A 25,748-nucleotide genomic window follows, 5' to 3' on the forward strand; every position below is an offset into this window, starting at 1 on the left:
AATGATATTCGGGCATTACCTGAACGGTTTGGCAGTTGTTAACCTTCCGCTTGCAACCAGGACCTAACAGTTTCCACAATATTGTTCAGTGGTACCATTGCTACTTCTCCCTTACAGCGTGAATAAAATTCCACCTTGCCTTCGGCCAGGCCTTTAGACCCCACAGTGATGCGAAAGGGATAGCCCACCAGGTCGGCATCCTTAAATTTCACCCCGGCCCTGTCAGGTCTATCATCCAATACCGTTTCAATTCCGGCCGCGACAAGATCTTGATATAGCTTTTCCGCCGTCTGCACCTGTTCCTGATCTTTGTTGCTGATGGGCACCACAATAACATGATAAGGAGCGATTTGCACAGGCCAGATGATGCCTTTATCATCGTGATTCTGTTCAACTGCGGCCGCCATGGTCCTGGTTACGCCAATGCCGTAACAGCCCATGACGAAAGGTTTGGCTTTACCGTTTTCATCAAGAAAAGTTGCGCCCAACACTTTACTGTATTTATCACGAAGTTTAAAAATTTGGCCCACTTCGATACCCCTGGCTTCCAACAAAGCCTCCCCGCAATTAGGGCATGGCTCTCCTGCTTTAACCAGTCGGATATCTTTAACCATATGGGGCTTAAAATCCCGATCCGGATTTACATTGGCCAGGTGATGGTCATCTTCATTGGCGCCGGCTATGCCGTTAACCATCAGCATAACTTCATTATCCGCCACCAGCTTGATTCCATTCAGGCCAACCGGCCCCATGTAGCCGGTTTGAGCACCGGTAGCGTCCCTGACTATTTTTTCATCCGCCATCTCCAACCGGACGCAGCCTAAGGCGTTATACAGCTTAATTTCATTAACTTCCCGGTCGCCCCTGACCATGGCCGCAACGGTTTCTTTTTCAGTCTGATATAAGATAGTTTTGATCATTTTTTGCGGCGTCAACTTCAGATACAGACAGATTTCTTCAATTGTCCGGCAGCCTGGTGTCTGGATTTTTTTCAACTCCAGCAGCGGCTCCTTTTCACCCGCTGCCGGTGGAACAGCTTCTGCTCTCTCTTCATTGGCAGCATAACCGCATTCTTCATCTGAACAATATAATATGTTAACCTCGCCTGAATCCGCCAGCACCGCAAATTCATGTGACCCGCTTCCGCCTATGGCACCTGAATCAGCCACAACGGGACGAAAATTTAAACCACAGCGGTTAAAAACATTGGTGTAGGCTTCATACATTTTATTATAACTGACGTCCAGCCCGGCTTCATCCCGGTCAAAGGAATAAAGGTCCTTCATAATAAATTCCCTGCCCCTTAACAGGCCAAACCTGGGGCGGCGCTCATCCCTGTATTTATTTTGCATTTGGTACAGTAACAGCGGCAATTGTTTATAGGAATTTATCTCACCCCTAATTAGAGCGGTGATTATTTCTTCGTGAGTGGGGCCAAGGCAAAAATCTCTGCCGTGCCTGTCTTTGAGCCGGAATAATTCAGGTCCGTAAACATCCCAGCGCCCCGATTCCTGCCATAGTTCCGCAGGCTGAATAATGGGCATCATAATTTCCTGACCACCCTGCCGGTCCATTTCCTCCCTGACTATTTGCTCAATTTTACGGACTACACGCCAGGCCAGCGGTAAAAGAGTATATACACCTGCAGCGGCCTTTCGAATAAACCCGGCCCTGAGCAACAGCTGGTGGCTGATTACTTCTGCTTCGGCCGGCACCTCCCGTAGGGTCGGCATTAATAACTGCGATACCCTCATTAAAGATTCCTCCCGCCTATAATCTGATCTATTTCCTTAATAAGTTCTTCTACAAGAAACTCTTCCTTAACCTTTCGGATAACCTTACCCTTGCGGAATATTAGTCCTTCCCCTTTGCCCCCTGCTATCCCCACATCAGCATGCTTTGCCTCGCCCGGGCCATTTACCACGCACCCCATAACAGCAACCTTCAGGGGCTTGTCCAGCGCCGCCAAGCGCTCCTCCACCTCACCAGCAATGGTAATTAAATCTATTTGCGTCCTTCCGCAGGTGGGGCATGATATAATTTCAACGCCACGCTGTCTGAGCCCCAAAGACTTTAAAATTTCATAGGCAGCCCTGACTTCGTGGACAGGATCGCCGGTAAGGGAGACTCTGACGGTATCCCCAATACCTTCCCATAACAAAATACCAATTCCCACCGCTGACTTGATGCTGCCCCGGAATAATGTTCCCGCTTCTGTAACCCCAATATGTAAAGGGTAATCGACCCTGCCTGCCAGCAGCCGGTATGCTTCCAACATCAGGGGTACGTCGGATGCTTTTAAAGATACTTTAATATCATAAAAGTCCATCTTTTCCAGCATGGCTATATGCCTTACGGCACTTTGGACCATGGCTTCAGGTGTAACTGCACCACCGGTTGCCAAATCCTTTTCCAGCGAACCGGCATTAACGCCGATTCTGATCGGGGTGTTTCTTCGTTTTGCTTCCTTGACCACCGCCGCTACTTTATCTGCGCCCCCGATGTTGCCGGGATTAATGCGCAGGCCTTCTACCCCGGCCTCCAGGGAGGCCAGCGCCAGGCGGTAATCAAAATGGATATCTGCTACCAGAGGAATATCCAGGCCTTTTTTAATTTGCGGCAATGCCCTCGCCGCTTCCAGGTCGGGCACTGCAACCCTGATTATTTCACAGCCGGCTTGCACCAGTTTGTTAATCTGGTTCCTTGTCTCTAGAGCATTGCGGGTATCTGTATTGGTCATGGACTGTACGGTAACCGGTGCGTCGCCGCCTATCGTAACATTACCCATTTTTACCGGCCTGCTTTTCCTGCGTATCACTAAAAATTCCTCCTTACGGGGCCTGCGGGTTTTGAATAAAAAGCTGCAGTATATCGTTATATGTGATAAAAACTATCAACAGCAGTAAAAAGCCAAATCCAACAAGGTGGATAAAATTTTCTTTGGCAGGATCAACCGGGCGTCCTCTCAAACCTTCGAACCCCAGAAACATAATTCTGCTGCCGTCCAACGCAGGAATCGGAAGCAGGTTAAACAATCCCAGGTTGATGCTTAAAAATGCAGCCAACTGCAGCAAATAAAATATACCAGTTTGCACAGCCTGATCTATTTCCCAGATTACCCTTACCGGGCCGCCTAAATCGGCCGGAGCCTGGCCCGTGATCATTTTACCAATAAAACTGAGGATTAACACTGTAACTTTAACAGTAAAGCTAAAACCAGTGGCAATTGCCGCCAGGGGGTTTAATCGTTTCATTTCCTGTTCGGGCATAATGCCGATAAGCCCGCGGCCACCTTCACCTGCCTCAGGCACAACTGTTATTTCGACAGGTTTTTGCTCCCTGATCACTAATACGCTTATTTTTTCTCCAGCATGACTGTTAATGGACGCAGTAATATCATCCCAGGTGTTCATTTTTTTGTCGTTGATCATGTCTATTCTGTCACCGGCTTTAATGCCGGCAATTTCAGCCGGTTGGCCGGGGAGTATGCTTTTTATTGTTGTATTTGGCGCCGGATAGCCCTGAAACATAAAAATCAACGCCAGCAATAGAATCGCCAGGAAAAAGTTCATAATCGGCCCGGCCACAATTACCGAAACCCGCTGTAAAACAGTCTTATCCCCAAAACCTGTTCCTTTTTCCACTTCCTCTTCCTCAGGGTCCATTCCGGCCATCCGGACAAACCCGCCAAGAGGAAAAAGACGCAAGTTGTAATTAGTTTCACCCCGGGCTACTCCTACAAGTTTAGGCCCGAAACCCAAACTGAACTCGTGAACCTTTATTCCCACGGCTTTAGCCACGGCAAAGTGTCCCAGCTCGTGAAAAAAAATCAGTATCCCGAAAACAAAAATAGACGCCCAAAAAGTAGCCATATATCTTCATCCTTTGCGGTAAAAATCTAAATTAAATATCGATGCAAGGATCCTTCAGCCGCAGAACGGGCCCAAGAATCTATCGCCAAAACTTCTTCCACGGAGTTATAAGTCAGAGAATCGTGTTTACTCATTACTTCTTCCACAAGCCTGGGGATGGAAGTAAAGCTAATCTTATTGGCAAGGAATGCAGCCACCGCAATTTCATTAGCGGCATTCATTACAGCAGGCATTGTCCCCCCTGTTCTGCCTGCCTGGTAAGCCAGGGCCAGTGCCGGGAAACGTTTGTAGTCGGGCTCCTCAAAGGTCAGGTTGCGAACCGGCCAGTGCAATCTGGTTACATCTCCAGCCTGCCGTTTGGGATAAAACAGCGCGTATTGAATGGGCAGTTTCATGTCCGGCACACCCATTTGCGCGATAACCGAACCGTCTACAAATTCCACCATAGAATGGATAATGCTTTCCGGGTGTATCACAACATTTATATTATCATACTGTACATTAAACAACCACCTGGCTTCTATAACTTCCAGACCCTTATTCATTAAGGTGGCCGAATCAACCGTTATTTTCGGACCCATCTGCCAGTTGGGGTGACTCAGCGCCATTGCAGGTGTTATATCTGCCATCAGAGCTGCATCCGTTTTACGAAACGGACCACCGGAAGCCGTAAGCAATATCGTTGCGAGAGCGGAAGAATCTTCTCCGTTTAAACACTGCCAAACAGCAGAGTGTTCACTGTCCACCGGCAAAATCTTTACCCCACGCTGCCGGGCAATTTCCATGACCAACTGTCCGGCAGCTACAAGGGTTTCTTTATTGGCCAGGGCTATATTTTTACCATTTTCAATGGCTGCCACTGTAGGCTCCAGGCCGACGGCACCAGATATGGCGGTTAATACAGTGTCTGCACCCTGCAAGGAGGCCGCAGCCATAAGCCCCTCCCGGCCAAAAAGAATATCAATGCCCTTTGTATCCGGTATTTTGTCCCTGAGCCAGCACGCGTCTTCTTTACTATACAAAGAGACTAGTCGGGGTTTATACTTTAACACCTGCCGTAACAGCAAATCTCGATTTTTACCGGCGGCCAATGCTACCGGCCTGATCTCCTCAGCAAATTGATCCACCACCTGCAGCGCCTGCCGGCCAATTGAGCCCGTGCTACCCAAAATGACAATCTGTTTCATAATTCTCCCCATTAAGAAATTTAATATTAATCAGTAGTCAGAATTCAGGAGTCAGTAGTCAGAATTTGAATACTTATTCTCTCATTCTGACTACTGATTACTGACTCCTCAGCAATTATTTTTCAGCCGATAGCGCAGTAATGGTGGCCTGAACCCCGATAACTATCAGCGGACCCAATACAAGCCCCATTACCCCGATCATTTTTAATCCTATATACATGGCCAGAAGCACCACCAGTGGATGCAAGCCCAGATTGGCAGCTACAACTTTGGCCTCCATGACCGCCCGCACCACCATTACCAATAGATACAAAGCAGTAAGTTTTAAACCTAAAACGACATTACCGGTCACGAACGCCCAAATCGCCCACGGTATATAAATAGTGCCCGGCCCCAATACCGGGATCATGTCAAATATTCCAACCAATAAACCTAAAGTAAGTGCGTATTCAGTACCTATTAAATATAATCCCACAATGCTTATAACAGTGGTTATCGAAATGAGAATAAACTGTGCCCGAACGTAAGCCTGGAAAGCCCCGGCCACCTGCCGGCTAATTTGCAATGTCCTTTCTCCCCAAGGGTGAGGAATTATTCTTAACCAAAATTCCACAATTTTGTCCCGGTCTTTGCTGAAAAAATAAGTTGCAATTATGCTGATCAGCAGTACCATGATAGCACCAGGGACAACACTGATTAAATGAATTAATACAGCAATGAGATCGCTTATCCATTGTTGCAAGGAATTGGTCAATTTTTCTATAGTATCACGCATATTGCTGGTTACGCTTTTGGGCAAAGTGCCGTAAAACAGCACACCTTTTTTAAACCACAAATCTGTAAAATTTTCAATGGTTTCTAATTTATCCGGCAGCACCAGCGACAGGTCATTAAGCTCTTGAACCAGTCTTAAAACAAAAAATGTAAGCACCGTGCCAATGCCTCCGAAAAAAAGCAGCATGGCAATTGGGACAGACAGCAGGCGAGGAATCCTGCCCCCTCTGCTCACGATTTCAACCAACGGCTCCATGAGCATGCTGAAAATTGCCGCAAGTAAAAAGGGAAACAAAACCAAAATGATAAATTTTAACCAGGTTAATGCTTCAGGCAGTACATATTTAATAACGCAATATCCTGCTAAAATCGTTACTGCAGCTGCCAGTACGTAGAGTATATTTTTTATCGTTCGTGGCACGAAAGATTCACCTCAGTTTAAAATCACCTTGCCTACATAATAAAAAACAAAGGGGGCCGTAAAAAGCATGCTGTCAAAGCGGTCCAATATTCCCCCGTGTCCGGGAATAAGGTTTCCTGAATCCTTGATGCCGGCCTGACGCTTGATTGCTGATTCCACCAAATCGCCGGCCTGGGCGGTAATACCTATAATAAATCCTATTAACAGCACGGGCAGAAAAGGTAAATCCCTTGTAAAAACGGTAACAGCAAATGCCGTAATAATCCCCCCCAAAATCCCCCCCACGGACCCTTCCAGTGTTTTACCAGGGCTTAATGCGGGCGCCAGAGGATGTTTGCCCCATTTGCGTCCGATTAAATAAGCAAACGTATCGCTGGCCCACGTACATACCAACAATATAAGCAACCATATAAATCCATTATCATATGTACTGATTAAAAATAAATAAATTATAAGTCCAACATAGAAAATACTAAGCAAAGTCACAGCTGCATCAATAGGTGTAAAACGGGGGTATTGCATTACCATTGCAAGAAAAACAGCTATTATTATCGCAACGACCGCCACGCCGGAATAGCCCTCTTGATAATGATATGCCAAAACTAGCAGAAAAAGACAACTAGACATTGCCAATAAACAAGGTACCTTTAAATCAATTCGCGCAAAGATCCTACTAATTTCCCAGATCCCCAATAACATTAATGCTGCGGTTAAAACCAGCAGGGGTAATCCTCCGTACCAAACCGCAGCCAGAAACAATGGTATACCTATAAAAGCACTAATAATCCTATGCCAGAGCACCAAATCACCAACCAGGTTTTTATTTATGCAACAAACCGCCGTAACGTCTTTCCCGTCTTTGATAATCCAACAGCGCCTTAAAAAACTCTGTTTTGTTAAAATCAGGCCACATTGTATCAGTTAACCAAAACTCGGTATAAGCCAGCTGCCAAAGTAAAAAGTTACTTACTCTGTAATCACCGGATGGCCTGATTAACAAGTCTGGATCTGGTTGGCCTGCGGTAAACAGATGATTGGCAATCGCTTGTTCATCGATTTTTGCAAATTCCAATTCGCCATTTAGTAGTTTTTGACCGATTTCCTTAACCGCCATCAATAATTCCGTCCTACCACCGTAATTTAAGGCGATATTGAAACATAATCCTGTGTTATTCTTGCTTCTTTCAATGGCCATAGCAACAGCGTCGCGAGCGTGCTGGGGCAGTTCAGAGATAATCCCCATCGGATTAATTTTGACATTATTTTCACAAAGTGACTCGATCTCCTTATGAAGGTATTCAACCAATAAATTCATAAGTATATTTACTTCTTCCCGGGGTCTTTTCCAGTTTTCCGTTGAAAATGCATAAACAGTTAAATGTTTCAGCTTTAATTCCACGCTGGCTTCAACGATTTGACGCAAAGCTTTGACACCGGCTCTATGTCCAAACGATCGTGGCATTCCTCTTTTTATTGCCCATCGTCCATTGCCGTCCATGATTATAGCCACATGGGCGGGAAGCCTTGCAATATCTAATTTTTCCAAATAATCCTCTGAATTATCTATGCCATCTTTAACGTTTCCTTTGCGGAGGATGCCTCGCAACCGTTTAAACAATTTACCCCGCTCCTCCTTTTATAAAACAACCCCCTCCGGAAAACGAGGGGGTTTATTCGCTTATTCCTCAATAATTGCTCCGGTAGGACACTCTTCTATACATGTTCCGCAGTTCTCACATTTGTCCGGGTCGATTGAATAAGTATCTCCTTCAACAATAGCCTCGTTGGGACAGGATTCTAAACAGGTACCGCAGGCCAAGCACTCATCTGTAATTTTATAGGCCACTACTAACCACACCTCCTTTCATTGCAATTTCCCTGGCTGCTATCAAGAATACCTTTTCGGCAGTCATTTTACAACGCACAACTCTATAATGTCCCCCCGGTTCACCTCTAGGAGGGGTTGTATATGCTATATTTACATTCATACCGGCTGAACGACATAAGTCTACCGCTTGATTAAGCTCCAATGCCAGGAGTCCCTCACATTTCATGCTATACGGTCATTATTTCTTTTTCTTTTGCTGCAAGCAGGCCATCGATTTCTTTTATGTATTTATCCGTAAGCTTTTGAACTTCATCTTGCAGCCGGCGCTGTTCGTCCTCTGAAATCTCCCCGTTTTTTTGCTGGCTTTTTAAGGTGTCGTTGGCATCTCTGCGAATATTGCGCACAGCCACGCGACCTTCTTCAGCCTTCTTCTTAATTACCTTAACCAGTTCAGTTCTTCTTTCCTGGGTAAGCTGTGGTATGGCCAATCTAATAACGTTTCCGTCGCTGGCCGGAGTTATACCCAAATCCGATTTTAATATAGCCTTTTCCAGATCCGGCAGAACAGTTTTATCCCAGGGCTGCACCACCAGCAATCTGGCTTCCGGGGCACTGATATTGGCCAGCTGGTTTATTGGAGTAGGGGTTCCGTAATACTGAACCATTATCTTTTCCAGCAAAGACGGTGTGGCTCTACCTGCCCGCATTGTGGCGAATTCTTTGGTAAGCACTTCAACCGTTTTCATCATATTTTTCTCTGCATCGGAAATCGCGTTATTCGCCAATTGTACCACCTCCAACATAAGTTCCGACATTTTGTCCCAAGACAGCCTTTTTGATATTCCCATTTTCATTTAAATTGAAGACTATAAGTGGAATTTTATTGTCCATACATAGGGAGGTAGCGGTAGAATCCATTACACCAAGCCCTTTATTCAAAACGTCAATATAACTAAGATTGCCAAATTTCTTGGCATTGACGTTTTTAAGCGGGTCAGAATCATAAACCCCATCCACCCGCTTGGCCATTAATATTACTTCAGCTTCTACTTCAGCCGCCCGGAGCGCTGCAGTGGTATCGGTTGAAAAATAAGGGTTACCGGTACCCGCAGCAAATATAACTACCCGTCCCTTTTCCAGATGCCGGATTGCTCGCCTGCGAATGTACGGCTCGGCCACTTCGCGCATTTCAATGGCTGTTTGCACCCTGGTATCAACTTCGTGCTTACTTAATGCATCCTGTAAAGCCAGGGAATTAATTACCGTGGCCAGCATTCCCATGTAATCCGCGGTAGCCCTGTCCATACCTTTGGTGCTGCCTGCAACTCCCCGCCAAATATTTCCGCCGCCAACTACTATGGCAACTTCAACACCTAGTTGAACTACTTCTTTAATTTGAACGGCTATAGAGTAAACCACTTCCGGGTCAATACCATAACCCATGGTACCAGCCAATGCTTCACCGCTGAGTTTTAATATGACCCTTTTATAGCTGGGAACCTGTTCGGGCACATCCATAGGGATAAAAACCTCCCGTTCCACCTTTATTCAACAAGAAAATTTTAAATCCTTTTCCACTTAATTTATTTTTGAGCCTGAGCCATAACTTCTGCTGCAAAATCATCTTTCCTTTTCTCCAGGCCTTCTCCAAGCTCGTAGCGAACAAACCTGCGCACAGAAATATTTTCTCCGATAGTGGCGATTTTTTCTGTGATCAATTGTTTCACAGTCTTATCGGAATCTTTAATGAATGGCTGCTCCAATAAACAGATTTCCTTATAAAATTTTTCAATACGCCCCTCAACCATCTTTTGAATGATTTTTTCCGGTTTCCCCTCATTTGCCGCTTGAGCGGCTAAGATTTCTTTTTCCTTGGCCACAACCGGCTCGGGGACCTCTTCCTTGTTTACGTATTCCGGACGGGCAGCAGCTATTTGCATGGCAATATCTCTGACCAGTGTCTTAAATTCATCGGTTTTGGCCACAAAATCGGTTTCACAGTTGACTTCAAGAAGAACGCCAATTTTGCCGCCGGCATGGATGTAGGATTCAACCAAACCTTCGGCTGTTATTCTTCCTGATTTTTTCGCGGCCGCAGAAAGACCTTTTTCACGTAAGAAATCAACGGCTTTATCCATATCGCCACCGGTGGCTACCAGCGCTTTTTTGCAGTCCATCATACCAGCACCGGTTTTTTCCCGTAAATCTTTAACCATAGCAGCAGTTATTTCTGCCACAGAACATCTCCTCCTTTAGCCATTTATTTCCTGATAATCTAATATTATAACCTATTTTACCTGGTTAAAAACACAGAAAAAAGGCAGGGGTTACCCTAACGGGCATATCCCCCACCATTATTATTCAGCCATTTGTTCTCCCTGTTTTCCCTCGAGAACCGCTTCTGCCATCTTGCTGGTTAAGAGTTTAACCGCCCGGATGGCATCATCGTTGCCGGGAATGATATAATCAACTTCATCGGGATCACAATTTGTATCTACTATCGCAATAATGGGGATACCCAATTTACGACCTTCTGCCACGGCAATTCTTTCTTTACGCGGGTCAATGATGAAAATTGCCTGGGGCAGCTTGCGCATATCCTTGATGCCGCCTAAGAACTTGTTTAGTCTCTCCTTCTCATGCAGGAGCTCAGCAACTTCTTTTTTAGGCAGTTTTTCCATGGTCCCATTTTGTTCCATTTTTTCGAGCTCTTGCAGCCTGTCTATCCGCCTGCGAATGGTTTGGAAGTTTGTAAGCATACCTCCCAACCAGCGCTGATTAACGTAATACATACCGCACCGTTCAGCTTCATCCTTAACGGATTCTTGGGCCTGTTTCTTGGTGCCGACAAAAAGAATGCTGCCGCCGTCCTGAACGACGGATTTAACAAAATTATAAGCTTCCTCAACCATTTTGACAGTCTTTTGCAAGTCAATGATATAAATGCCATTGCGGTCTGTAAAAATGTAAGGAGCCATTTTGGGATTCCATCTACGAGTCTGGTGACCAAAATGAACCCCGGCCTCCAATAATTGTTTCATTGAAATAACAGCCATTACTACACCTCCTCCCCCACCGGTTTTTCCTCCGCCACCGTCATTTTTTCACAGGACCCCAAGCAGGGGACCACCTGTTGAAATCAGGTAACGTGTGTATTTAACACCAGCAAGTATTTTAACACATACTTGGCGCAAAGGCAAGAAGCTAGGATAATTCTTACGTTACTTATATCTGGCGCTCCGGTGGATCCCTCCGTGCGCTACGCATTTTCCTTATAGTTCGTGAAGCTACTTGTGTATAACGCTTACAACAAACAGCCCGGAGTAGCTTTACGCCCTTCCGGGGTCAAGCTTTCTGGATTTGACGGGCTATGGAACGCATCCAGTGCTTCATTTACTCCGGGAAGCCGCCGGATCGCCTTGCCAACGGTATCGATTCTTCATCCTATGTCATCAGAGTTTCAAACATAAAAAAGAACAGCCCTAAAGCTGTTCTTTCATTGTTTGTTGTTTTTAATGTTGTTGCAATCTTTCCAATTCTTCCAGCAGGCGATCGTTTAAAACTTTGATATAGGTGCCTTTCATCCCCAGTGACTTGGATTCAATAACACCGGCGCTTTCAAATTTGCGCAGTGCATTTACGATTACGGATCTGGTAATACCAACCCGGTCAGCAATTTTACTTGCCACCAGCAGGCCTTCATCACCTTCTAATTGCTTAAAAATGTGACGTACGGCATCTAGTTCGGAATAGGAAAGAGTTCCCAGAGCAATCTGGACAGCGGCACGTTTCCGCGCCTCTTCTTCCATCCGGTCTTGACGGGCCTTCAGTATCTCCATGCCCACAACTGTTGCACCTAATTCCGCCAGGATAAGGTCCTCGTCAGTGAAGTTATCGGTATACTTGGCCAATACCAGTGTGCCGAGTCTGCTGCCGGCACCGACAATGGGTACTACTGTGGTTATCTTGTTGTATTCGCAACGTTTGTCATGATTAAATGCGCAAGCATTTAATGTTTGACAGATATTGGCATGGGTTTCATTGATAGTCAATAAATTTTGATTGTAATCAACCGGGAAACCTGCCGGTGACTCAACGATGTCTTCCATGGTTTCACAGACAAAGCCTTTTAGATAGGTAAAGCCTAATACTTTACCGCGGCGGTCTAAAATGTAAACACTACACACAATATTTTCGCTCAAAATTGCTGCAATTTCTTTAAAATCTACAGGGTAACCAGCTGATTTTTGCAAAACCTTATTAATTGAACGAGTTTTTTCCAATAATCCACGCAACTACATCGCCTCTTTCTTACACTATAACATCGTTATAACATCGTATTGTAATAAGACTTTTGTTGGCTGTCAAAACCAAAATAAAAAATAAAAAGCACAAAGCACTTTTTACATCTTACAAAATATACCTGCTTAAATCCCTGTCTTTTACCACCATATCAAGTTTATTTGTGACATATTGCTCATCTATGGTAAATTCACTGCCTTTCATATCAGGAGCATTAAAAGATATTTCTTCAAAAAGCTTCTCCATAATAGTATGAAGCCTCCTGGCACCGATATTCTCCGTATGCTCATTAACAGTATAAGCTATTTCCGCAATTTTCTCAAGTGAGTTTTGTGAAAAATTGACCTCAAGGCCTTCTGTTCGCAATAATTCGATATATTGCCTAATTAAGGAATTTTTCGGTTCGACTAAAATTTGCAAGAAATCTTCTCTGGTCAGATTTGACAGTTCCACCCTGATCGGAAAACGGCCTTGCAGTTCGGGAATCAAATCAGAGGGTTTTGACATGTGAAAGGCACCCGCGGCAATAAACAAAATATGATCAGTTCTAACAGGCCCGTATTTTGTCATAACCGTGGAACCTTCGACAATAGGTAAAATGTCTCTTTGAACGCCGCCCCGGGAAACATCCGGTCCGCCGCCCCCTTCCCGTACAGCAATTTTATCAATTTCATCCAAAAAAATTATACCGTTATTTTCAGCCTGGTAAACTGCGCTGGTTATGACTTCTTCCATATCAATCAGTTTTTGGGCTTCCTGCTGAGTTAATATTCTGCGCGCTTCACTGACGGTAACTCTTCTGCGGTGTTTCTTTTTAGGAAATAAGTTTCCCATCATGTCACCAATATTAATACCCATTTCCTCTACGCCGGATCCAGTAAAAACTTCCATAATGGGGGGTTTATTATCTTCAACTTCAATTTCAACAGTTTCTTTTTCCAATTCTCCTTTGGCCAATTTTTCACGCAGTGTTTCCCTTTCAAACCTGATTCTGCTGGCCATCTGATCATATTGTTTTTCCTCAGTTTGTTCAGGCTGGCGCGCGCCACCAAACAGCATTTCCAAAGGGTTGCGCATAGTTTTATCCTGACTGGGCAGAGGTGCGAGCAATTCAATAATCCGCTCTTCGGCCATCTTCCCGGCCTTTTCTTCCACCTGGGTCATTTTTTCCTGGCGCACCATCCGAATTGACGTTTCTAATAAATCTCTTACCATGGACTCAACGTCTCTGCCCACATAACCAACTTCAGTAAATTTTGTCGCTTCAATTTTAATAAAAGGTGCATTAACCAGTTTGGCCAACCGGCGGGCTATTTCTGTTTTACCAACACCGGTCGGCCCTATCATTAATATGTTCTTAGGTAAAACTTCATCAATTAAATCTTCAGGCAGCAAACTTCTTCTATATCTGTTGCGCAGGGCAATTGCAACCGCCCTCTTGGCATCATGCTGGCCAACAATGTATTTATCGAGCTCATTTACAATTTCTTTTGGAGTTAATGAAACCATCTACGCGCCCTCCCCGCTATAATTTTTCCACAGTTATTCTGTCGTTAGTATATACACAAATATCTGCCGCTATGGCCAGCGCCTCTTGTACTATAGCATCTGCAGCCAAATCCGTCTTCTTGATCAGCGCCCTTGCTGCCGCCAGCGCATAAGGCCCGCCCGACCCTATAGCCACTACACCATCGTCAGGTTCTATTACCTCACCATTGCCACTGACCACCAGCAGGCATTCCTTATCTGCCACAACAAGCAGTGCTTCAAGTCGCCGTAAAAATTTATCGGTGCGCCATTCCTTGGCTAATTCCACTGCAGCGCGCTTAAGATTACCCTGAAATGATTCAAGCTTGCCCTCAAATTTTTCAAACAGTGTAATAGCGTCAGCCACCGAACCGGCAAATCCAGCCAGCACCTTGCCTCCGTGCAGGCGCCGCAGTTTTCTGGCGTTATGCTTTAATATCGTATTTTGCCCAAAAGTAACCTGACCGTCACCGGCCATTGCCACCTCTTGCCGCCTTTTTACAGCCACTATGGTTGTCGCGTGAAACATTCTCTCATATCCTTCCTAAGATTCATTATAATAGTATTCAGAATTCAGAATACTACCAAAGAATAAGTTGTTTTCTATGCTTACACCTCGTTTTGGACGTATCCTGACTCCTAACTTCTGCCTACTACCTACTGACTCCTGAGTTATGCCCGTGGATGACTTTTTTCATAAATTCGTCTAATCCGTTCTTTGCTTAAATGAGTATATATCTGCGTAGTGGATAGGCGTGCATGCCCGAGTAAGTCTTGGACCGCCCGCAAATCAGCCCCGTTATCCAACATGTGCGTTGCATATGAATGTCTAAATGCGTGGGGGTTTGTTTTTTTATTAAATTCCATACGTAATGAATAACGTTTCAGCAACCAGCGGACTCCACGATCGGTCAGGCGGCCGCCTTTATTGTTTAAAAACAAGGCGTCCGGACAAGCCGCGCTTTTGTTTAACAGAACAGGACGCGCCAGCTGAAGATATGCGTTTAAAGCATCAACAGCATAAGTGCCCAGCGGAACGATCCTTTCCCTGTTGCCTTTGCCTGTAACCCTTAATAACGCCTTTTTTACATCTACATCCCCGGTATTGGATCCAACCAGTTCACCAACCCGTATACCGGTACCGTATAGAGTTTCGAGCACAGCTAAATCCCGACATCCCAAAATTTGTTCTGTATTGGGAGATTCCACTAGTTTTTTTACTTCGTTTTCAGTTAAAAAACTGGGCAATTTTCTGTCCCGCTTTGGTATGCTGATTCTATGCAGCGGGTTGTCTTCAATAACACCTTCACGGCAGAGATACTTAAAAAAAGAGCGCCAGGCTGACATCCTTCTGGCTATGGTGGCAGCAGACATTTGTTTCTGCCGCATCAAGGCCAGGTAACTGCGAAACAGTATTGTATTTACGTCACCAGGCTGGATGGTATAATCATCCTTTTTTAGTGTACCCGAAAAAAAAGATAATCCTTCAAATAAATCATTTTGGTAGCTTTTTATGGTATGCCGGGAGGCATTTTTTTCAGTTTGGAGGTAAATCAAAAAACCATCTATATAACTATACATAACAACCTACCCTTAATTAAAGCATTCCGAAGCTGCTTTCCATTGTTCAAGTTTCTCCAGCGCCCTGGCGGCGTAGGCAGCATAACGATTTTTTTTATCCTTAATCCTGACATCCATGGGTGGAAATAAACCAAACGTTACATTCATAGGTTGAAAATTGCCCGGATCTGCTGAAGTTATGTAATGAGCCAGCGCTCCGTGAGCGGTTTCGAGTGGCAGTGTCTCCGTCTTCATGCCATTGGTCATCAAGTATGCGTTTAGTCCGGCTGTAAGGCCTGAAGCCGCTGATTCAACGTAACCCTCGACACCGGTAATCTGCCCCGCAAAAAATAATTGTAAATTTTCCCTGGTTTGATAGGTAGGGAATAATAATTTTGGTGAATTAACATATGTATTACGGTGCATAACTCCGTAACGAACGAATTCAGCCTGTTCCAGGCCAGATATCATCCTGAATACTCTTTTTTGCTCGCTCCATTTCAAGTGGGTTTGAAATCCCACTATATTGAGCAAAGATCCGGCGGCATTGTCTTTGCGAAGCTGGACCACCGCGTGGGGACGTTTTCCTGTACCTGGATCAACCAGTCCAACCGGTTTCATTGGACCATACCTCATGGTGTCTTGCCCGCGCCTGGCTAGAATTTCAATAGGCAAGCATCCTTCAAAATTTTTTTCGTTCTCAAATTCTTTGCGTGGAGCACGTTCAGCTGCCGCCAGCTCTTGCCAGAATTTTTCATACTCTTGTTCATTCATCGGACAATTGAGATAATCTTCTCCACCCTTGCCGTAGCGTGAAGACCAAAAGGCCTTGTCCATATCAATTGACTCCAGAGTAACTATGGGTGCCACCGCATCATAAAAATAGAAATAATCATGCCCGGTAAATTCCCTGATTTTTTTAGACAGCTCCGGTGAAGTAAGCGGTCCGGAGGCCACAATAACAATCCCGCTGTCATAATCTAATTGTAAACATTCTTCTCTCTTAATCTCCACAAGCGGGTGTTCTTCAAGTATTTGTGTAATGCAAGCGGCAAACTGCGCCCTGTCCACAGCCAGGGCGCCACCGGCAGGCACACTGTGTTTATCAGCGCAATGCATGATGATGGAATCAAGCCGGCGCATTTCTTCTTTCAGCAAGCCTACAGCATTTTCCAACGCCTGCGCACGTAGTGAATTACTGCATACAAGTTCAGCAAATAAGCCGGTATGATGGGCTGGAGTGCACTTTTCCGGCCTCATTTCAAAAAGCTTGACCGGAACCCCTCTTCTGGCAACCTGCCAGGCGGCTTCCGCCCCGGCCAGTCCGGCGCCTATTATTGTTACTGGTTTAGACAATAGACACAACTCCTGTTAGTGAACACTAATGCTGGTTTCATTGCTGTTTACGGTTTGCTTCTCCATTTGAACGTCATTTATCTCATTTTTACATTCCTTGTTGCTGCAGCGATATACGATTTTACCTTTGTTTTCTTTCTTTACCATCAGGCTTCCGCAATTAGGACACTTTTCGTTTGTGGGCTGGTCCCAGACAACAAAATCACAATCGGGGTAATTGCTGCACCCGTAAAACTTTCTACCCTTTTTGCTTCTGCGCAATACCAATTCACCAGCACATTTCGGACAGGAAACTCCTGTCGGTTCAAGAAGCGGCTTTGTGTTTCTACATTCCGGAAACCCTGGACAGGCCAGAAATTTACCAAATCTACCCATTTTAATTACCAGGTTGCGCCCGCATTGCTCGCAAATTTCGTCCGTTACCTCGTCTTCCACTTGAATATGCTCAATTTCCTTTTCGGCTATGGTTAAGGTTTCCTTGAATGGATAATAAAAATCTTCAAGCACCTTGGCCCAGTCTATATCCCCCTCTTCCACATCGTCAAGCTTTCTTTCCAGGTCTGCGGTGAATTCCACGTCAATAATGTTTGGAAAATATTGTTTTAATAATTCTACAACTACCTGCCCCAATTCCGTTGGATAAAAGTTTTTCTTCTCTCTAATCACATAACCACGCTTGATAATCGTGTCTACAATGGGAGCGTAAGTGCTGGGACGGCCAATTCCCTTTTCCTCAAGGGTTCTGATTAATGTTGCATCGGTATACCGCGGTGGCGGTTGTGTAAAATGCTGTTTGGGAACCAGAGATACAACCTTAACTTTTTCTCCTTCCTTCAGCTCCGGCAGCAAATTATCATCAAGTGAGGCATTGTCAGGGTTATCATCTCCCTCATCCCGCCCCTCAATATATACCTGCATAAAACCCGGGAATTTAATGATCGAGCCCGTGGCCCTGAAGAGGTAGCTTCCCGCCTCTATGTCAATACTGGTAGTATCAATAAGAGCAGGACTCATCTGGCTGGCAACAAATCTCAGCCAGATCAGTTTGTATAATTTATACTGGTCTCTGGTCAAGAAATCTTTTATGCTGTCCGGTTCCCTGCCAACGGCAGTTGGGCGAATAGCTTCGTGGGCGTCCTGGGCGCGCCCTTTTGGCGCAACTCTTCGAACTACCTCAGGGATGTATTCCTTACCGTATTTTTCCTCTATATATTCCCTGCTTTCTTGTTCAGCTGTCTCCGAAATTCTTGTTGAGTCAGTACGGATATAGGTTACCAAACCCACCGGACCTTCTTTGCCCAGGTCCAAACCTTCATACAGCTGCTGCGCCACCATCATGGTCTTACGTGCTGTAAAATTAAGCTTTCTATATGCTTCCTGCTGCATGCTGCTCGTGGTAAACGGAGGGGCCGGTTGTCTTTTTTTCTCCTTTTTATTAACGCTGGAAACCTGGTAAGCTGCGCCCTGCAGGTCGCTGATGATTTTTTTTACGGTCTTTTCATCCGGAATATGGGCTTTTTCCCCGTTAATCCTATGCAGTTTGGCTTCAAAATGACTCCCCTTGCCTCGGAGCAGCTTTGCCAGCAGTGACCAGTACTCTTCAGAAACAAAGGACTGGATTTCTTCCTCGCGATCAGAAATTAAACGCATGGCCACAGACTGTACCCGGCCCGCGCTTAATCCTTTTTTAACTTTTCGCCATAACAGCGGGCTTAAGTTATAACCCACCAGCCTGTCTAAAATGCGTCTGGCCTGCTGCGCCTCAACTCTTTGCAGGTCTATGGGACGTGGTTGTTTTACAGCTTTTTGCACCGCCTGTTTGGTGATTTCATTAAATTCAATCCGGCATGGTGATTTCTCATCAATAGCCAGTACATTAGCCAAGTGCCAGGCTATAGCTTCTCCTTCCCGGTCAGGGTCGGACGCCAGTAAAATTTTATCTGCTTTTTTAGTAGCAGCTTTTAATTCTTTAATAATGTCGCCCTTGCCACGAATTGTAATGTACTTAGGCTTAAATGATTCCTGAACATCCACGCCGAACTGGCTTTTGGGCAAATCTCTTACGTGTCCCATCGAGGCCTTTACAATAAATCTTCTACCTAGAAACTTTCCCAAACTTTTGGCTTTGGCCGGTGATTCAACTATTACCAGGGTATTAGCCACGCTTTTTCACCTCTACTGTACGGAGCTTGCCGTTTTCTTTTATTTATATGCATGTATGTAACTACTTAGGAGTCAGGAGTCAGCATGAGAGAACCGTCCCTGGACATGCTAATTTTGACTTCCGACTGCTGATACCTGATCATCAACCGGTACGATAATAAAGCTTGCCCGGCATTTGCTTCACACAACCTTTAATTTCTAAAAACATTAAACCCGTCATAACTTCGCCCGGGGGCAAACCCGATTTTTGAACCAGAATCTCCAAAGAAACCGGTTCATATTCAATTAAACTAAAAATTTTTTTCTCGTTTACGGAAAGCGACAAATTTTGTTCACCCCTACCGGCATCAGGAGCAAAGATTAATCCTAATCCCAGTCCCTCCAGAATATCGCTCGTACTGGTAACAGGAACCGCACCCTGCTTAATTAAGTTATTAGGGCCTTGACTTAATTTATTGGTAATATTTCCTGGAACAGCCATAACCTCGCGCCCTTGGTCAAGGGCCACATGGGCGGTGATCAAAGCACCGCTTCTTTCAGCGGCCTCCACAACAACCACGGCTTTGCTAAGACCACTAATTACCCGGTTGCGTACGGGAAAGTGCCATGCTTCCGGTGGCGAGCCCGGCGGAAATTCACTGACCACGGCGCCGCCGTTATCAATTATACCATACATTAATTTTTCATTTTCCCTTGGATAAACAACATCTATACCACAGCCCAGTACGGCTATGGTGACTCCACTCGCGGAAATCGCACCACGGTGGGCCGCTGTATCTACTCCCCTGGCCATACCGCTTATTACTTTAATTTCCGCTTCGGCCAGTTCCCTGGCTAATTTTTCAGCGACGTTCAAGCCGTAACCGGTAGCCTTTCTGGAACCTACCAGAGCGACAGAGACTCCGGTCAGCAGTCTTGCATCTCCACGCATGTATAGAGCTGGCGGGGGATCAAATATATTTTTCAACTGTTCCGGATACCGGCAGTCATTAAACAATAAGACGCTGAATCTATTATCCATCAACCAGGATGCCACTTCCGACAAATCAGTTCGCTGCCGGCGCAGGAGCAGATTTGATACGTCGCGGCGGTGCAACCCCTTTAGGAACAAAAAATCCTTTTCAGCAGCAAACCAGGCTTCCTCAGGGCTTGCAAAATAATTAATTATTTCCCAAAACCGTTGCGACTGGCCGGCTAAAATATAATGCCAGGCAAGCCAAAATACTCTCTCATCCATTTAATTCACCAATCCGGCAAGTTTAGCAATATGGTTTGGTTCAATAAAAATAAATAATTTCCTGCTTGTTCCAACTAAATTGATTTAACTTAGAGGCAAATCGAGATGATACATTTTTGTGTTCCCTGTCGCAGGCGCAGAAGGGCCAAGGTTTAACAACTCATCAATGTTTTGCTTTTCCTGAAAAAATATTTTGGTTAATTCTTCACTTATAACCACCCTTGACCTGGCGTTTAACAAACTAAACCCGCCTGCTGCAATCTTCATCTGCTCCACTTCCTCCCATGAAACAGGCATGGAAACGGGTGCACCGGGCAGCGGTCTTAAACTATAAGGGAAAGCCATTGTTTTTCCTCTGCCGTTTTGCAGGTAATCCAGATAAACCTTACCGGTGCGTTTTGATTTTGCTCTTTCAATAGTAACCCCGTTCGGGTAAGTGTTAACAATAATCTCAGCCAGGCATTTGACAGCTTTGGTAATATCTTCAAAAGTATACCCGCTGCTCAGCGGTATAAAAATGTGCAGTCCCGCAGAACCGGAGGTTTTGGGAAAACCTTTAATCCCAAATGCGTCCAGTGCTTCACGAATAATCCGGGCTACTTTAAGGACATCTCTAAAGGAAGCCCCTTCGGCCGGGTCAAGGTCTATAACTGCAAGATCCGGAGAATCTATGTTTTCCACTCTGCTTAACCAGCCGTGGATTTCCAGGCAGCCCTGGTTGGCCATCCAAATTAACGTAGCGGTATTATTGCAAACAAGATAATTGATTACCTTATGGCTGTGTTTAATGGGAAAAGTTTCCACCCATTCCGGCGCATAGGAAGGGCATTCCTTCTGATAAAAAAAATCCCCTTCGATACCATGTGGATATCTTTTCAGCACCAGTGGACGGTTTCTGATAATCGGCAATATAAACGGCGCCATATCAAAGTAGTATTTGATTAACCGGGCCTTGGTAATTTGTTCGTCCGGCCAGAAAACCTTGTCCAAATTTGATAATTTTAAAACATGGCCATCTATTTCTACCATCTCGCTTATTTCGGTGCCCAATTGGCAACCCTCCTTCTGATCAATTTTTACGTTACTTGTAACTGGCGCTCCGGTGGTGTCCTCCGCGCGCTGCGCAATTTTCCTTATAGCTCATTTCTATTACTTGTGCATAACGCTTGCGTCAGACAGTCCGACGCCACTTTACGCCCTTTAAGGGTCAAGTTTTTGGGATTTGACGGGCTGCTGACCGCATCCAGTGCTCCGCTTACTCCGGGAAGCCACCGGATCACCTTGCCTACGGTATCTATTTCACATTCTGTTATCAGTGGCGTTTTAGCGGCATGATGGTCTATTCGTTTTTTAAAGGTGTGCAATCAGTAGGGTCTTTATCCGTACGCAACCACTTGTAAACAGGATGACGAAGGTATCCTTCTCTGGTCAGGGTCAGATATTCTACCTGGCAGACAAGTTCGGGTCTAGTCCAGTACACGGACCGCGCGGGTATGTCAGCACCTGTCAGCCACGGCCTGTCCGTCTTTAAAGGCTGCATTTTTTCCAGTAAACTACGCTCCTCGACCTTGCTGAAGCCTGTTCCCACCATGCCCTGATAAATAAAGCTTTTTCCGTTCCACGCTCCCAGAACCAGAGCACCCAGGATGCGGCTGCCGTTGCCTGCCCGGCAGCCACAGATAACCAGGTCTGCTTCTAATGTATGACGGATCTTTTTCCATAAGGGTGAGCGGTTCCCCGGCAGGTACCTGCCGTTAATCTGTTTGGCCATTATACCTTCCAGGCCTTGTTGCACACAGGCATGATAAAAATCCACGCCATCTTCCGTAATAGTTTCGGAAACGACAACCTTGCCCGGGGATTTGATTACTGTTTCCAACACCTCCCGGCGCTTATGCAGCGGAAGATCAAGCAGGGACTTGCCTTGATGATATAAAATATCAAAAGTCATAAACAAGGCTGGAAGTTTTAACACAGCTTGGCTAATTTGAAGTCTATCCTTTAATCCTGCCCTGGACTGCAACGCATCAAAAGACGGCTTGCCACCGGCCATCACAATGATTTCTCCGTCCAGCACCAGGGGCAGGTCACTCAGCATAGCGTGCATATCAGCCAAGTCGGGAAATGCACCGGTCAGGTCTTTTTGATTACGTGACAGCAAGCGTGTTATCCCTTTTTCCAGGTAAGCCAGGCATCGATATCCGTCCCACTTAACTTCAAAGATATAGTCCGGGTGGTCAAATGGTTTTGCCCTAACGGCGAGCATAGGCTTTAGCAACGGCAACTGCAACTGCATATCAACACCTGCTTTACTTGGCTACTTTACGTTCACGTTTGGCCTTGGCCGATTTTGCGGTTTTGGGACCGGCACGTTTTTGACCGCGCTGTTCCTTGGCCAGATCGATGCTGGCTTTTAACGCCGTCATTAGATCTACAACGTTTCCGGTTTCTTGAATAACCGGTTTTTCGACCACTGCCTCACCGGCAATTTTAGCTTGAATTCTTTCATGCAGCGCTTCCCGGTAGCCACTGGTGTACTTTTCCGGTTTAAATTCCATGGAAAGGCTGTTAATTAGGTTCACGGCCATTTCAATTTCAGTATCGTGAAGATTTGTTGCGCCGCCGGCACCTTCAATTCGGGTTGGCGGCCGCACTTCATCAGCATAGAACATTGTCTCCATAATTAACGCCTTCTCTGCCGGGCGGATTACCGCCATTGATTCTCTGCTCCTTAATGTGATACGGGCTATAGCCGCTCTTTTGGTTTGCTCCATGGAACGCCGCAGCAATTCGTAAACTTTTTGTCCCCCTTCGCCCGGTCCAAAATAATAGGATCGATCATAATAAACCGGATCGATTTGGCTCAAATCAACAAAATCCAAAATTTCTACATTCCTGTTTTTATCCCCGGTTTTCATATCCAATTCCTCGTCACTCATTGTTATATATCTACCCTTTTCATATTCGTAGCCGCGCACGATATCTTCCATTTGCACCTCGGTTTCGCAATAAGGGCAATAACGTTTGTAGCGAACAGGAGTACTGCACTTCTCATGCAGATAATTAAACTTAATATCTTTTTTTTCGGTAGCTGCAAAAAGCTTTACCGGAACAAATATTAACCCGAACGTTATGGCACCTTTCCAAAGAGGTCTCATAAATTCACCCCCGTACATTGATGTTATTAATTTGTTCGAGCAAATAAAAAAATAACCCCAGGTCAAGGGTTAAATCTGTTAAAATTGATTTAAGTTAAACTTGGAAAGGAGCGTCCAACTTGATTAATGAATTGGTAGTAAAGAATAGAAGTTACCGTCGTTTTTACCAGAATCAACCTATCACACCCGACACTCTAGAAAAACTTGTTAATCTGGCCAGATTATCTGCTTCAGGGGGTAATAAGCAACCATTAAAATATATACTATCCTGTAATCCTGAAAAAAACGCCTTGATCTACGACTGCCTGGCCTGGGCTGCTTACCTAAAAGATTGGAACGGTCCGCCGGAAGGTGAAAGGCCATCTGCATATTTAATTATATTGAATGACACATCCATACCCAGTCCAACGCTTGGTATAGATGTGGGTATTGCCTGCCAGAGTATTCTCCTGGGGGCAGTAGAGACGGGCCTCGGCGGGTGTATCCTGGCCTCTGTAAATAAAAATAAATTAACAGCTGCTATTGAAATACCGCAACGCTATGAGATTATGGTTGTTATTGCATTGGGCGTGCCCAAAGAAAAAGTAGTACTTAAAGAAGTTGTTGGCGACGACATTAAATACTGGCGCGATTCGGAAGGGGTGCATTACGTACCTAAACGCACCTTAAATGAAATTATTTTATAAAATGAATCTAAATCTTACAACTCTATCAATAGACTCAAAAAAAAATCCTACTTTTGTAGGATTTTTTTAAAAGCTTATTTAGTATAGTTGTTATGCAACAGTCCTGCGCCCGTCGGGAACTCCCCTGATAAAGGGAATAGCTGCCACCAGAAGTAAGGACATAGCTCCAAAAATGAAATGAAAACCTACTAACTGGTCATGGAACCTCGAAAGGGTAAGCACAATTAATGAAGTGCCCAATACCCCGCCAGTTTGGCGAAACATACCGCGTAAACCGGATATTTCTGCAATTTTTTCCGGCATTAATTCGATTGCTGCATTATTGGAAGAAGGGCTCGCCATTCCTACCCCCATTCCGGAAACAAAAATCATTACAGCCAGCCACCAGTAATTAGGGATTACCAAACCAAATATAATCGGGTGATGCGGGAACAAAGTCAAAGCCAGAACACTTACTGCTAAAATCAAAAACCCCGCTGCCATTGGAAGTCTGTACCCCAGGCGGCTTAGCAGCACACTGGTTAAAGCCGACATCCCCATCATGCCCAAAGCACGGACGGTAAGCATACTGCCACTGGCTAAATTAGACAAACCATAAGCAACCTGTCCATAGTATGGTATAAAGGCCATCAACCCAAATACACAAGCACCGTATAACAGGTTCAGCCCGTTGATAATTAAAAATGTACGATTCCTTAACAAATCCAGCTCAAGTACCGGAGCAGGCGTAGTAGTCTCCCAGCGCAGAAAAGCCCATAGCAGAGCTATACCCAGCAATAAGAACATCCACGTCAGCCATGAATGTAGTAATACGGGATTTTCACTGACCCGGGTTAAAAAAAGCATCATACATAACATGGTAGCAGCGAGAAAACTAATACCAACGAAATCCAACCGGGTATGGTTCAACCTGGTATCAGGCTCCAAAAGCAGGTAAGACAAAAACAGCACAATTACCCCGAAAGGTACGTTAATTAAAAAAATAACCTGCCAGGATGCGTAATCCAGAATCAAACCGCCAAAAGCCGGTCCGACAATGCCTCCCAGCGGAAATATAGTAGTAAATAGCCCGATTGCCCTGGCCCGGTTTTCTTTAAAATAGTCCCCGACAATCCCCATTGAAGTGGGCATGAAGCCGCTGCCCCCAAGTGCCTGCAAAAAACGGAAAAGAATCAGCCAGTAAATGTTGGCCGAGAAAGCACAAAGCGCTGAACTGACTGTAAATATGATTATACAAACCATAAATACGCGCTTTCTCCCCCACTGGTCGCTAATTCGCCCCATTACAGGAAGCATAATCAAGGTCATTAACTGGTAAGCGGTAATAATCCATGCTGTCCAACTGAGATCGGCTTTTAAGCTGCGTTGAATGGTCGGTAACGCAGTGGCTACAATAGTTGAATTTGCTGAAGAAATTAATAACGCTAATGATGTTATGGTAAAGATAACATATTTTCGATTCCTTTTTAAAAAAGTACTCTTTGACATGATTATTTATACTCCTGATGAAAAAAGTATAAAATATGCAAAAAACGGATTAGATGTTTCTTGCATATTTTACGGAAAAATTATTTTTTTTGTTGGTTTTGGTCAATTTCATGTTAAAATCGCTTTAGCAGTAAAAAATAGGTCAGCCAGTTAATGTGCCTGCGATTATAAATTGCGGCTTTGGTTAAT

General features: G+C 45.0%; 27 protein-coding genes. 4 read left to right on the plus strand and 23 right to left on the minus strand.

Translation table 11 applies throughout. The features are described 5' to 3' along the window. Positions 1-38: 38 nt before the first annotated feature. The 12 genes from BM056_RS09030 to rpsB form a co-directional block, all read right to left on the minus strand. Entirely contained in the window at positions 39-1,754 is a 1,716-nt protein-coding gene (locus BM056_RS09030; RefSeq protein ID WP_092470871.1) for a proline--tRNA ligase, read from the minus strand. Then, positions 1,754-2,818: a flavodoxin-dependent (E)-4-hydroxy-3-methylbut-2-enyl-diphosphate synthase gene (ispG, locus tag BM056_RS09035; RefSeq protein WP_092470873.1), complete on the minus strand. Its 1,065-nt coding sequence runs from the start codon at positions 2,816-2,818 to the stop codon at positions 1,754-1,756. Before ispG ends, BM056_RS09030 begins: the two co-directional genes overlap by 1 nt. Before the next feature lie 13 nt (positions 2,819-2,831). Then, a complete protein-coding gene (rseP, locus tag BM056_RS09040; RefSeq protein WP_092470875.1) occupies positions 2,832-3,872 on the minus strand; it encodes an RIP metalloprotease RseP in 1,041 nt (346 codons plus the stop codon). 26 nt (positions 3,873-3,898) lie between these two features. Further along, positions 3,899-5,059, minus strand: a complete 1,161-nt coding sequence (locus BM056_RS09045; protein WP_092470876.1) for a 1-deoxy-D-xylulose-5-phosphate reductoisomerase — start codon at positions 5,057-5,059, stop codon at positions 3,899-3,901. Between the two features lie 115 nt (positions 5,060-5,174). Then, positions 5,175-6,254, minus strand: a complete 1,080-nt coding sequence (ytvI, locus tag BM056_RS09050; RefSeq protein ID WP_092470878.1) for a sporulation integral membrane protein YtvI — start codon at positions 6,252-6,254, stop codon at positions 5,175-5,177. A 12-nt stretch (positions 6,255-6,266) separates the two neighbouring features. Then, positions 6,267-7,055 carry a phosphatidate cytidylyltransferase gene (locus BM056_RS09055; protein WP_092470880.1) on the minus strand — a complete coding sequence of 263 codons (789 nt, stop codon included), beginning with the start codon at positions 7,053-7,055 and terminating at the stop codon, positions 6,267-6,269. Between the two features lie 19 nt (positions 7,056-7,074). Further along, positions 7,075-7,800 (minus strand): undecaprenyl pyrophosphate synthase, encoded by a 726-nt coding sequence (uppS, locus tag BM056_RS09060; protein ID WP_337833498.1) that lies wholly within the window; start codon positions 7,798-7,800, stop codon positions 7,075-7,077. A gap of 132 nt (positions 7,801-7,932) precedes the next feature. Beyond that, a complete protein-coding gene (gene fdxA, locus BM056_RS09065; RefSeq protein ID WP_092470884.1) occupies positions 7,933-8,100 on the minus strand; it encodes a 4Fe-4S ferredoxin in 168 nt (55 codons plus the stop codon). 209 nt (positions 8,101-8,309) lie between these two features. After that, positions 8,310-8,885 (minus strand): ribosome recycling factor, encoded by a 576-nt coding sequence (gene frr / locus BM056_RS09070; protein ID WP_092470886.1) that lies wholly within the window; start codon positions 8,883-8,885, stop codon positions 8,310-8,312. After that, positions 8,857-9,600, minus strand: a complete 744-nt coding sequence (gene pyrH, locus BM056_RS09075) for a UMP kinase (protein WP_092470888.1) — start codon at positions 9,598-9,600, stop codon at positions 8,857-8,859. Before pyrH ends, frr begins: the two co-directional genes overlap by 29 nt. 65 nt (positions 9,601-9,665) lie before the next feature. After that, on the minus strand, positions 9,666-10,319 hold the full coding sequence (gene tsf, locus BM056_RS09080) for a translation elongation factor Ts (RefSeq protein ID WP_092470890.1): 654 nt from the start codon (positions 10,317-10,319) through the stop codon (positions 9,666-9,668). Between the two features lie 120 nt (positions 10,320-10,439). Further along, complete coding sequence (rpsB, locus tag BM056_RS09085) at positions 10,440-11,138, minus strand: 30S ribosomal protein S2 (RefSeq protein WP_092470892.1); 699 nt, start codon at positions 11,136-11,138, stop codon at positions 10,440-10,442. Positions 11,139-11,363: 225 nt separating this feature from the next. Here rpsB and BM056_RS25850 point away from each other — a divergent pair, with 225 nt between their 5' ends. Continuing rightward, the gene (locus BM056_RS25850; protein WP_131820745.1) at positions 11,364-11,552 is read left to right on the plus strand and encodes a hypothetical protein; all 189 of its coding nucleotides are present in this window, start codon (positions 11,364-11,366) and stop codon (positions 11,550-11,552) included. A gap of 42 nt (positions 11,553-11,594) precedes the next feature. Here the strand turns inward: BM056_RS25850 and codY are convergent, their stop codons facing one another. The 8 genes from codY to ligD (BM056_RS09125) form a co-directional block, all read right to left on the minus strand. Further along, positions 11,595-12,377, minus strand: a complete 783-nt coding sequence (gene codY, locus BM056_RS09090) for a GTP-sensing pleiotropic transcriptional regulator CodY (protein ID WP_092470894.1) — start codon at positions 12,375-12,377, stop codon at positions 11,595-11,597. A gap of 115 nt (positions 12,378-12,492) precedes the next feature. Next, the gene (hslU, locus tag BM056_RS09095) at positions 12,493-13,893 is read right to left on the minus strand and encodes an ATP-dependent protease ATPase subunit HslU (RefSeq protein WP_092470896.1); all 1,401 of its coding nucleotides are present in this window, start codon (positions 13,891-13,893) and stop codon (positions 12,493-12,495) included. A 16-nt stretch (positions 13,894-13,909) separates the two neighbouring features. Further along, positions 13,910-14,440 (minus strand): ATP-dependent protease subunit HslV, encoded by a 531-nt coding sequence (gene hslV / locus BM056_RS09100; RefSeq protein WP_092470898.1) that lies wholly within the window; start codon positions 14,438-14,440, stop codon positions 13,910-13,912. Positions 14,441-14,583: 143 nt separating this feature from the next. Beyond that, positions 14,584-15,492, minus strand: a complete 909-nt coding sequence (gene xerC / locus BM056_RS09105) for a tyrosine recombinase XerC (protein ID WP_092470899.1) — start codon at positions 15,490-15,492, stop codon at positions 14,584-14,586. Between the two features lie 12 nt (positions 15,493-15,504). Beyond that, positions 15,505-16,827, minus strand: coding sequence for a methylenetetrahydrofolate--tRNA-(uracil(54)-C(5))-methyltransferase (FADH(2)-oxidizing) TrmFO (trmFO, locus tag BM056_RS09110; protein ID WP_092470901.1), 1,323 nt, complete (start codon positions 16,825-16,827; stop codon positions 15,505-15,507). 15 nt (positions 16,828-16,842) lie between these two features. After that, positions 16,843-18,990 (minus strand): type I DNA topoisomerase, encoded by a 2,148-nt coding sequence (topA, locus tag BM056_RS09115; protein ID WP_092470902.1) that lies wholly within the window; start codon positions 18,988-18,990, stop codon positions 16,843-16,845. Positions 18,991-19,132: 142 nt separating this feature from the next. Next, positions 19,133-20,227, minus strand: coding sequence for a DNA-processing protein DprA (gene dprA / locus BM056_RS09120; protein ID WP_092470904.1), 1,095 nt, complete (start codon positions 20,225-20,227; stop codon positions 19,133-19,135). A gap of 84 nt (positions 20,228-20,311) precedes the next feature. Further along, positions 20,312-21,277, minus strand: coding sequence for a non-homologous end-joining DNA ligase (gene ligD / locus BM056_RS09125; protein WP_238456378.1), 966 nt, complete (start codon positions 21,275-21,277; stop codon positions 20,312-20,314). Here ligD (BM056_RS09125) and BM056_RS25855 point away from each other — a divergent pair, their 5' ends adjacent. Further along, complete coding sequence (locus BM056_RS25855; RefSeq protein ID WP_131820746.1) at positions 21,278-21,562, plus strand: hypothetical protein; 285 nt, start codon at positions 21,278-21,280, stop codon at positions 21,560-21,562. A 4-nt stretch (positions 21,563-21,566) separates the two neighbouring features. Here BM056_RS25855 and ligD (BM056_RS09130) read toward each other — a convergent pair whose 3' ends face one another. After that, positions 21,567-22,523: a non-homologous end-joining DNA ligase gene (ligD, locus tag BM056_RS09130; RefSeq protein ID WP_092470906.1), complete on the minus strand. Its 957-nt coding sequence runs from the start codon at positions 22,521-22,523 to the stop codon at positions 21,567-21,569. 13 nt (positions 22,524-22,536) lie between these two features. Continuing rightward, the gene (ku, locus tag BM056_RS09135; protein ID WP_092470909.1) at positions 22,537-23,385 is read right to left on the minus strand and encodes a non-homologous end joining protein Ku; all 849 of its coding nucleotides are present in this window, start codon (positions 23,383-23,385) and stop codon (positions 22,537-22,539) included. 119 nt (positions 23,386-23,504) lie between these two features. Here ku and BM056_RS09140 point away from each other — a divergent pair, with 119 nt between their 5' ends. Further along, positions 23,505-24,071, plus strand: coding sequence for a nitroreductase family protein (locus BM056_RS09140; RefSeq protein ID WP_092470911.1), 567 nt, complete (start codon positions 23,505-23,507; stop codon positions 24,069-24,071). A gap of 90 nt (positions 24,072-24,161) precedes the next feature. On the opposite strand, the gene BM056_RS09145 is transcribed toward BM056_RS09140, so the two are convergent. Continuing rightward, positions 24,162-25,559, minus strand: coding sequence for an MFS transporter (locus tag BM056_RS09145; protein WP_092470913.1), 1,398 nt, complete (start codon positions 25,557-25,559; stop codon positions 24,162-24,164). On the opposite strand from BM056_RS09145, the gene BM056_RS26145 reads away from it, so the two are divergent. After that, entirely contained in the window at positions 25,456-25,713 is a 258-nt protein-coding gene (locus BM056_RS26145) for a hypothetical protein (protein ID WP_165613433.1), read from the plus strand. The genes BM056_RS09145 and BM056_RS26145 overlap by 104 nt on opposite strands. Positions 25,714-25,748 lie beyond the last annotated feature (35 nt).

This window comes from Desulfotruncus arcticus DSM 17038, from assembly GCF_900113335.1.
Classification (GTDB): domain Bacteria; phylum Bacillota; class Desulfotomaculia; order Desulfotomaculales; family Desulfallaceae; genus Desulfotruncus; species Desulfotruncus arcticus.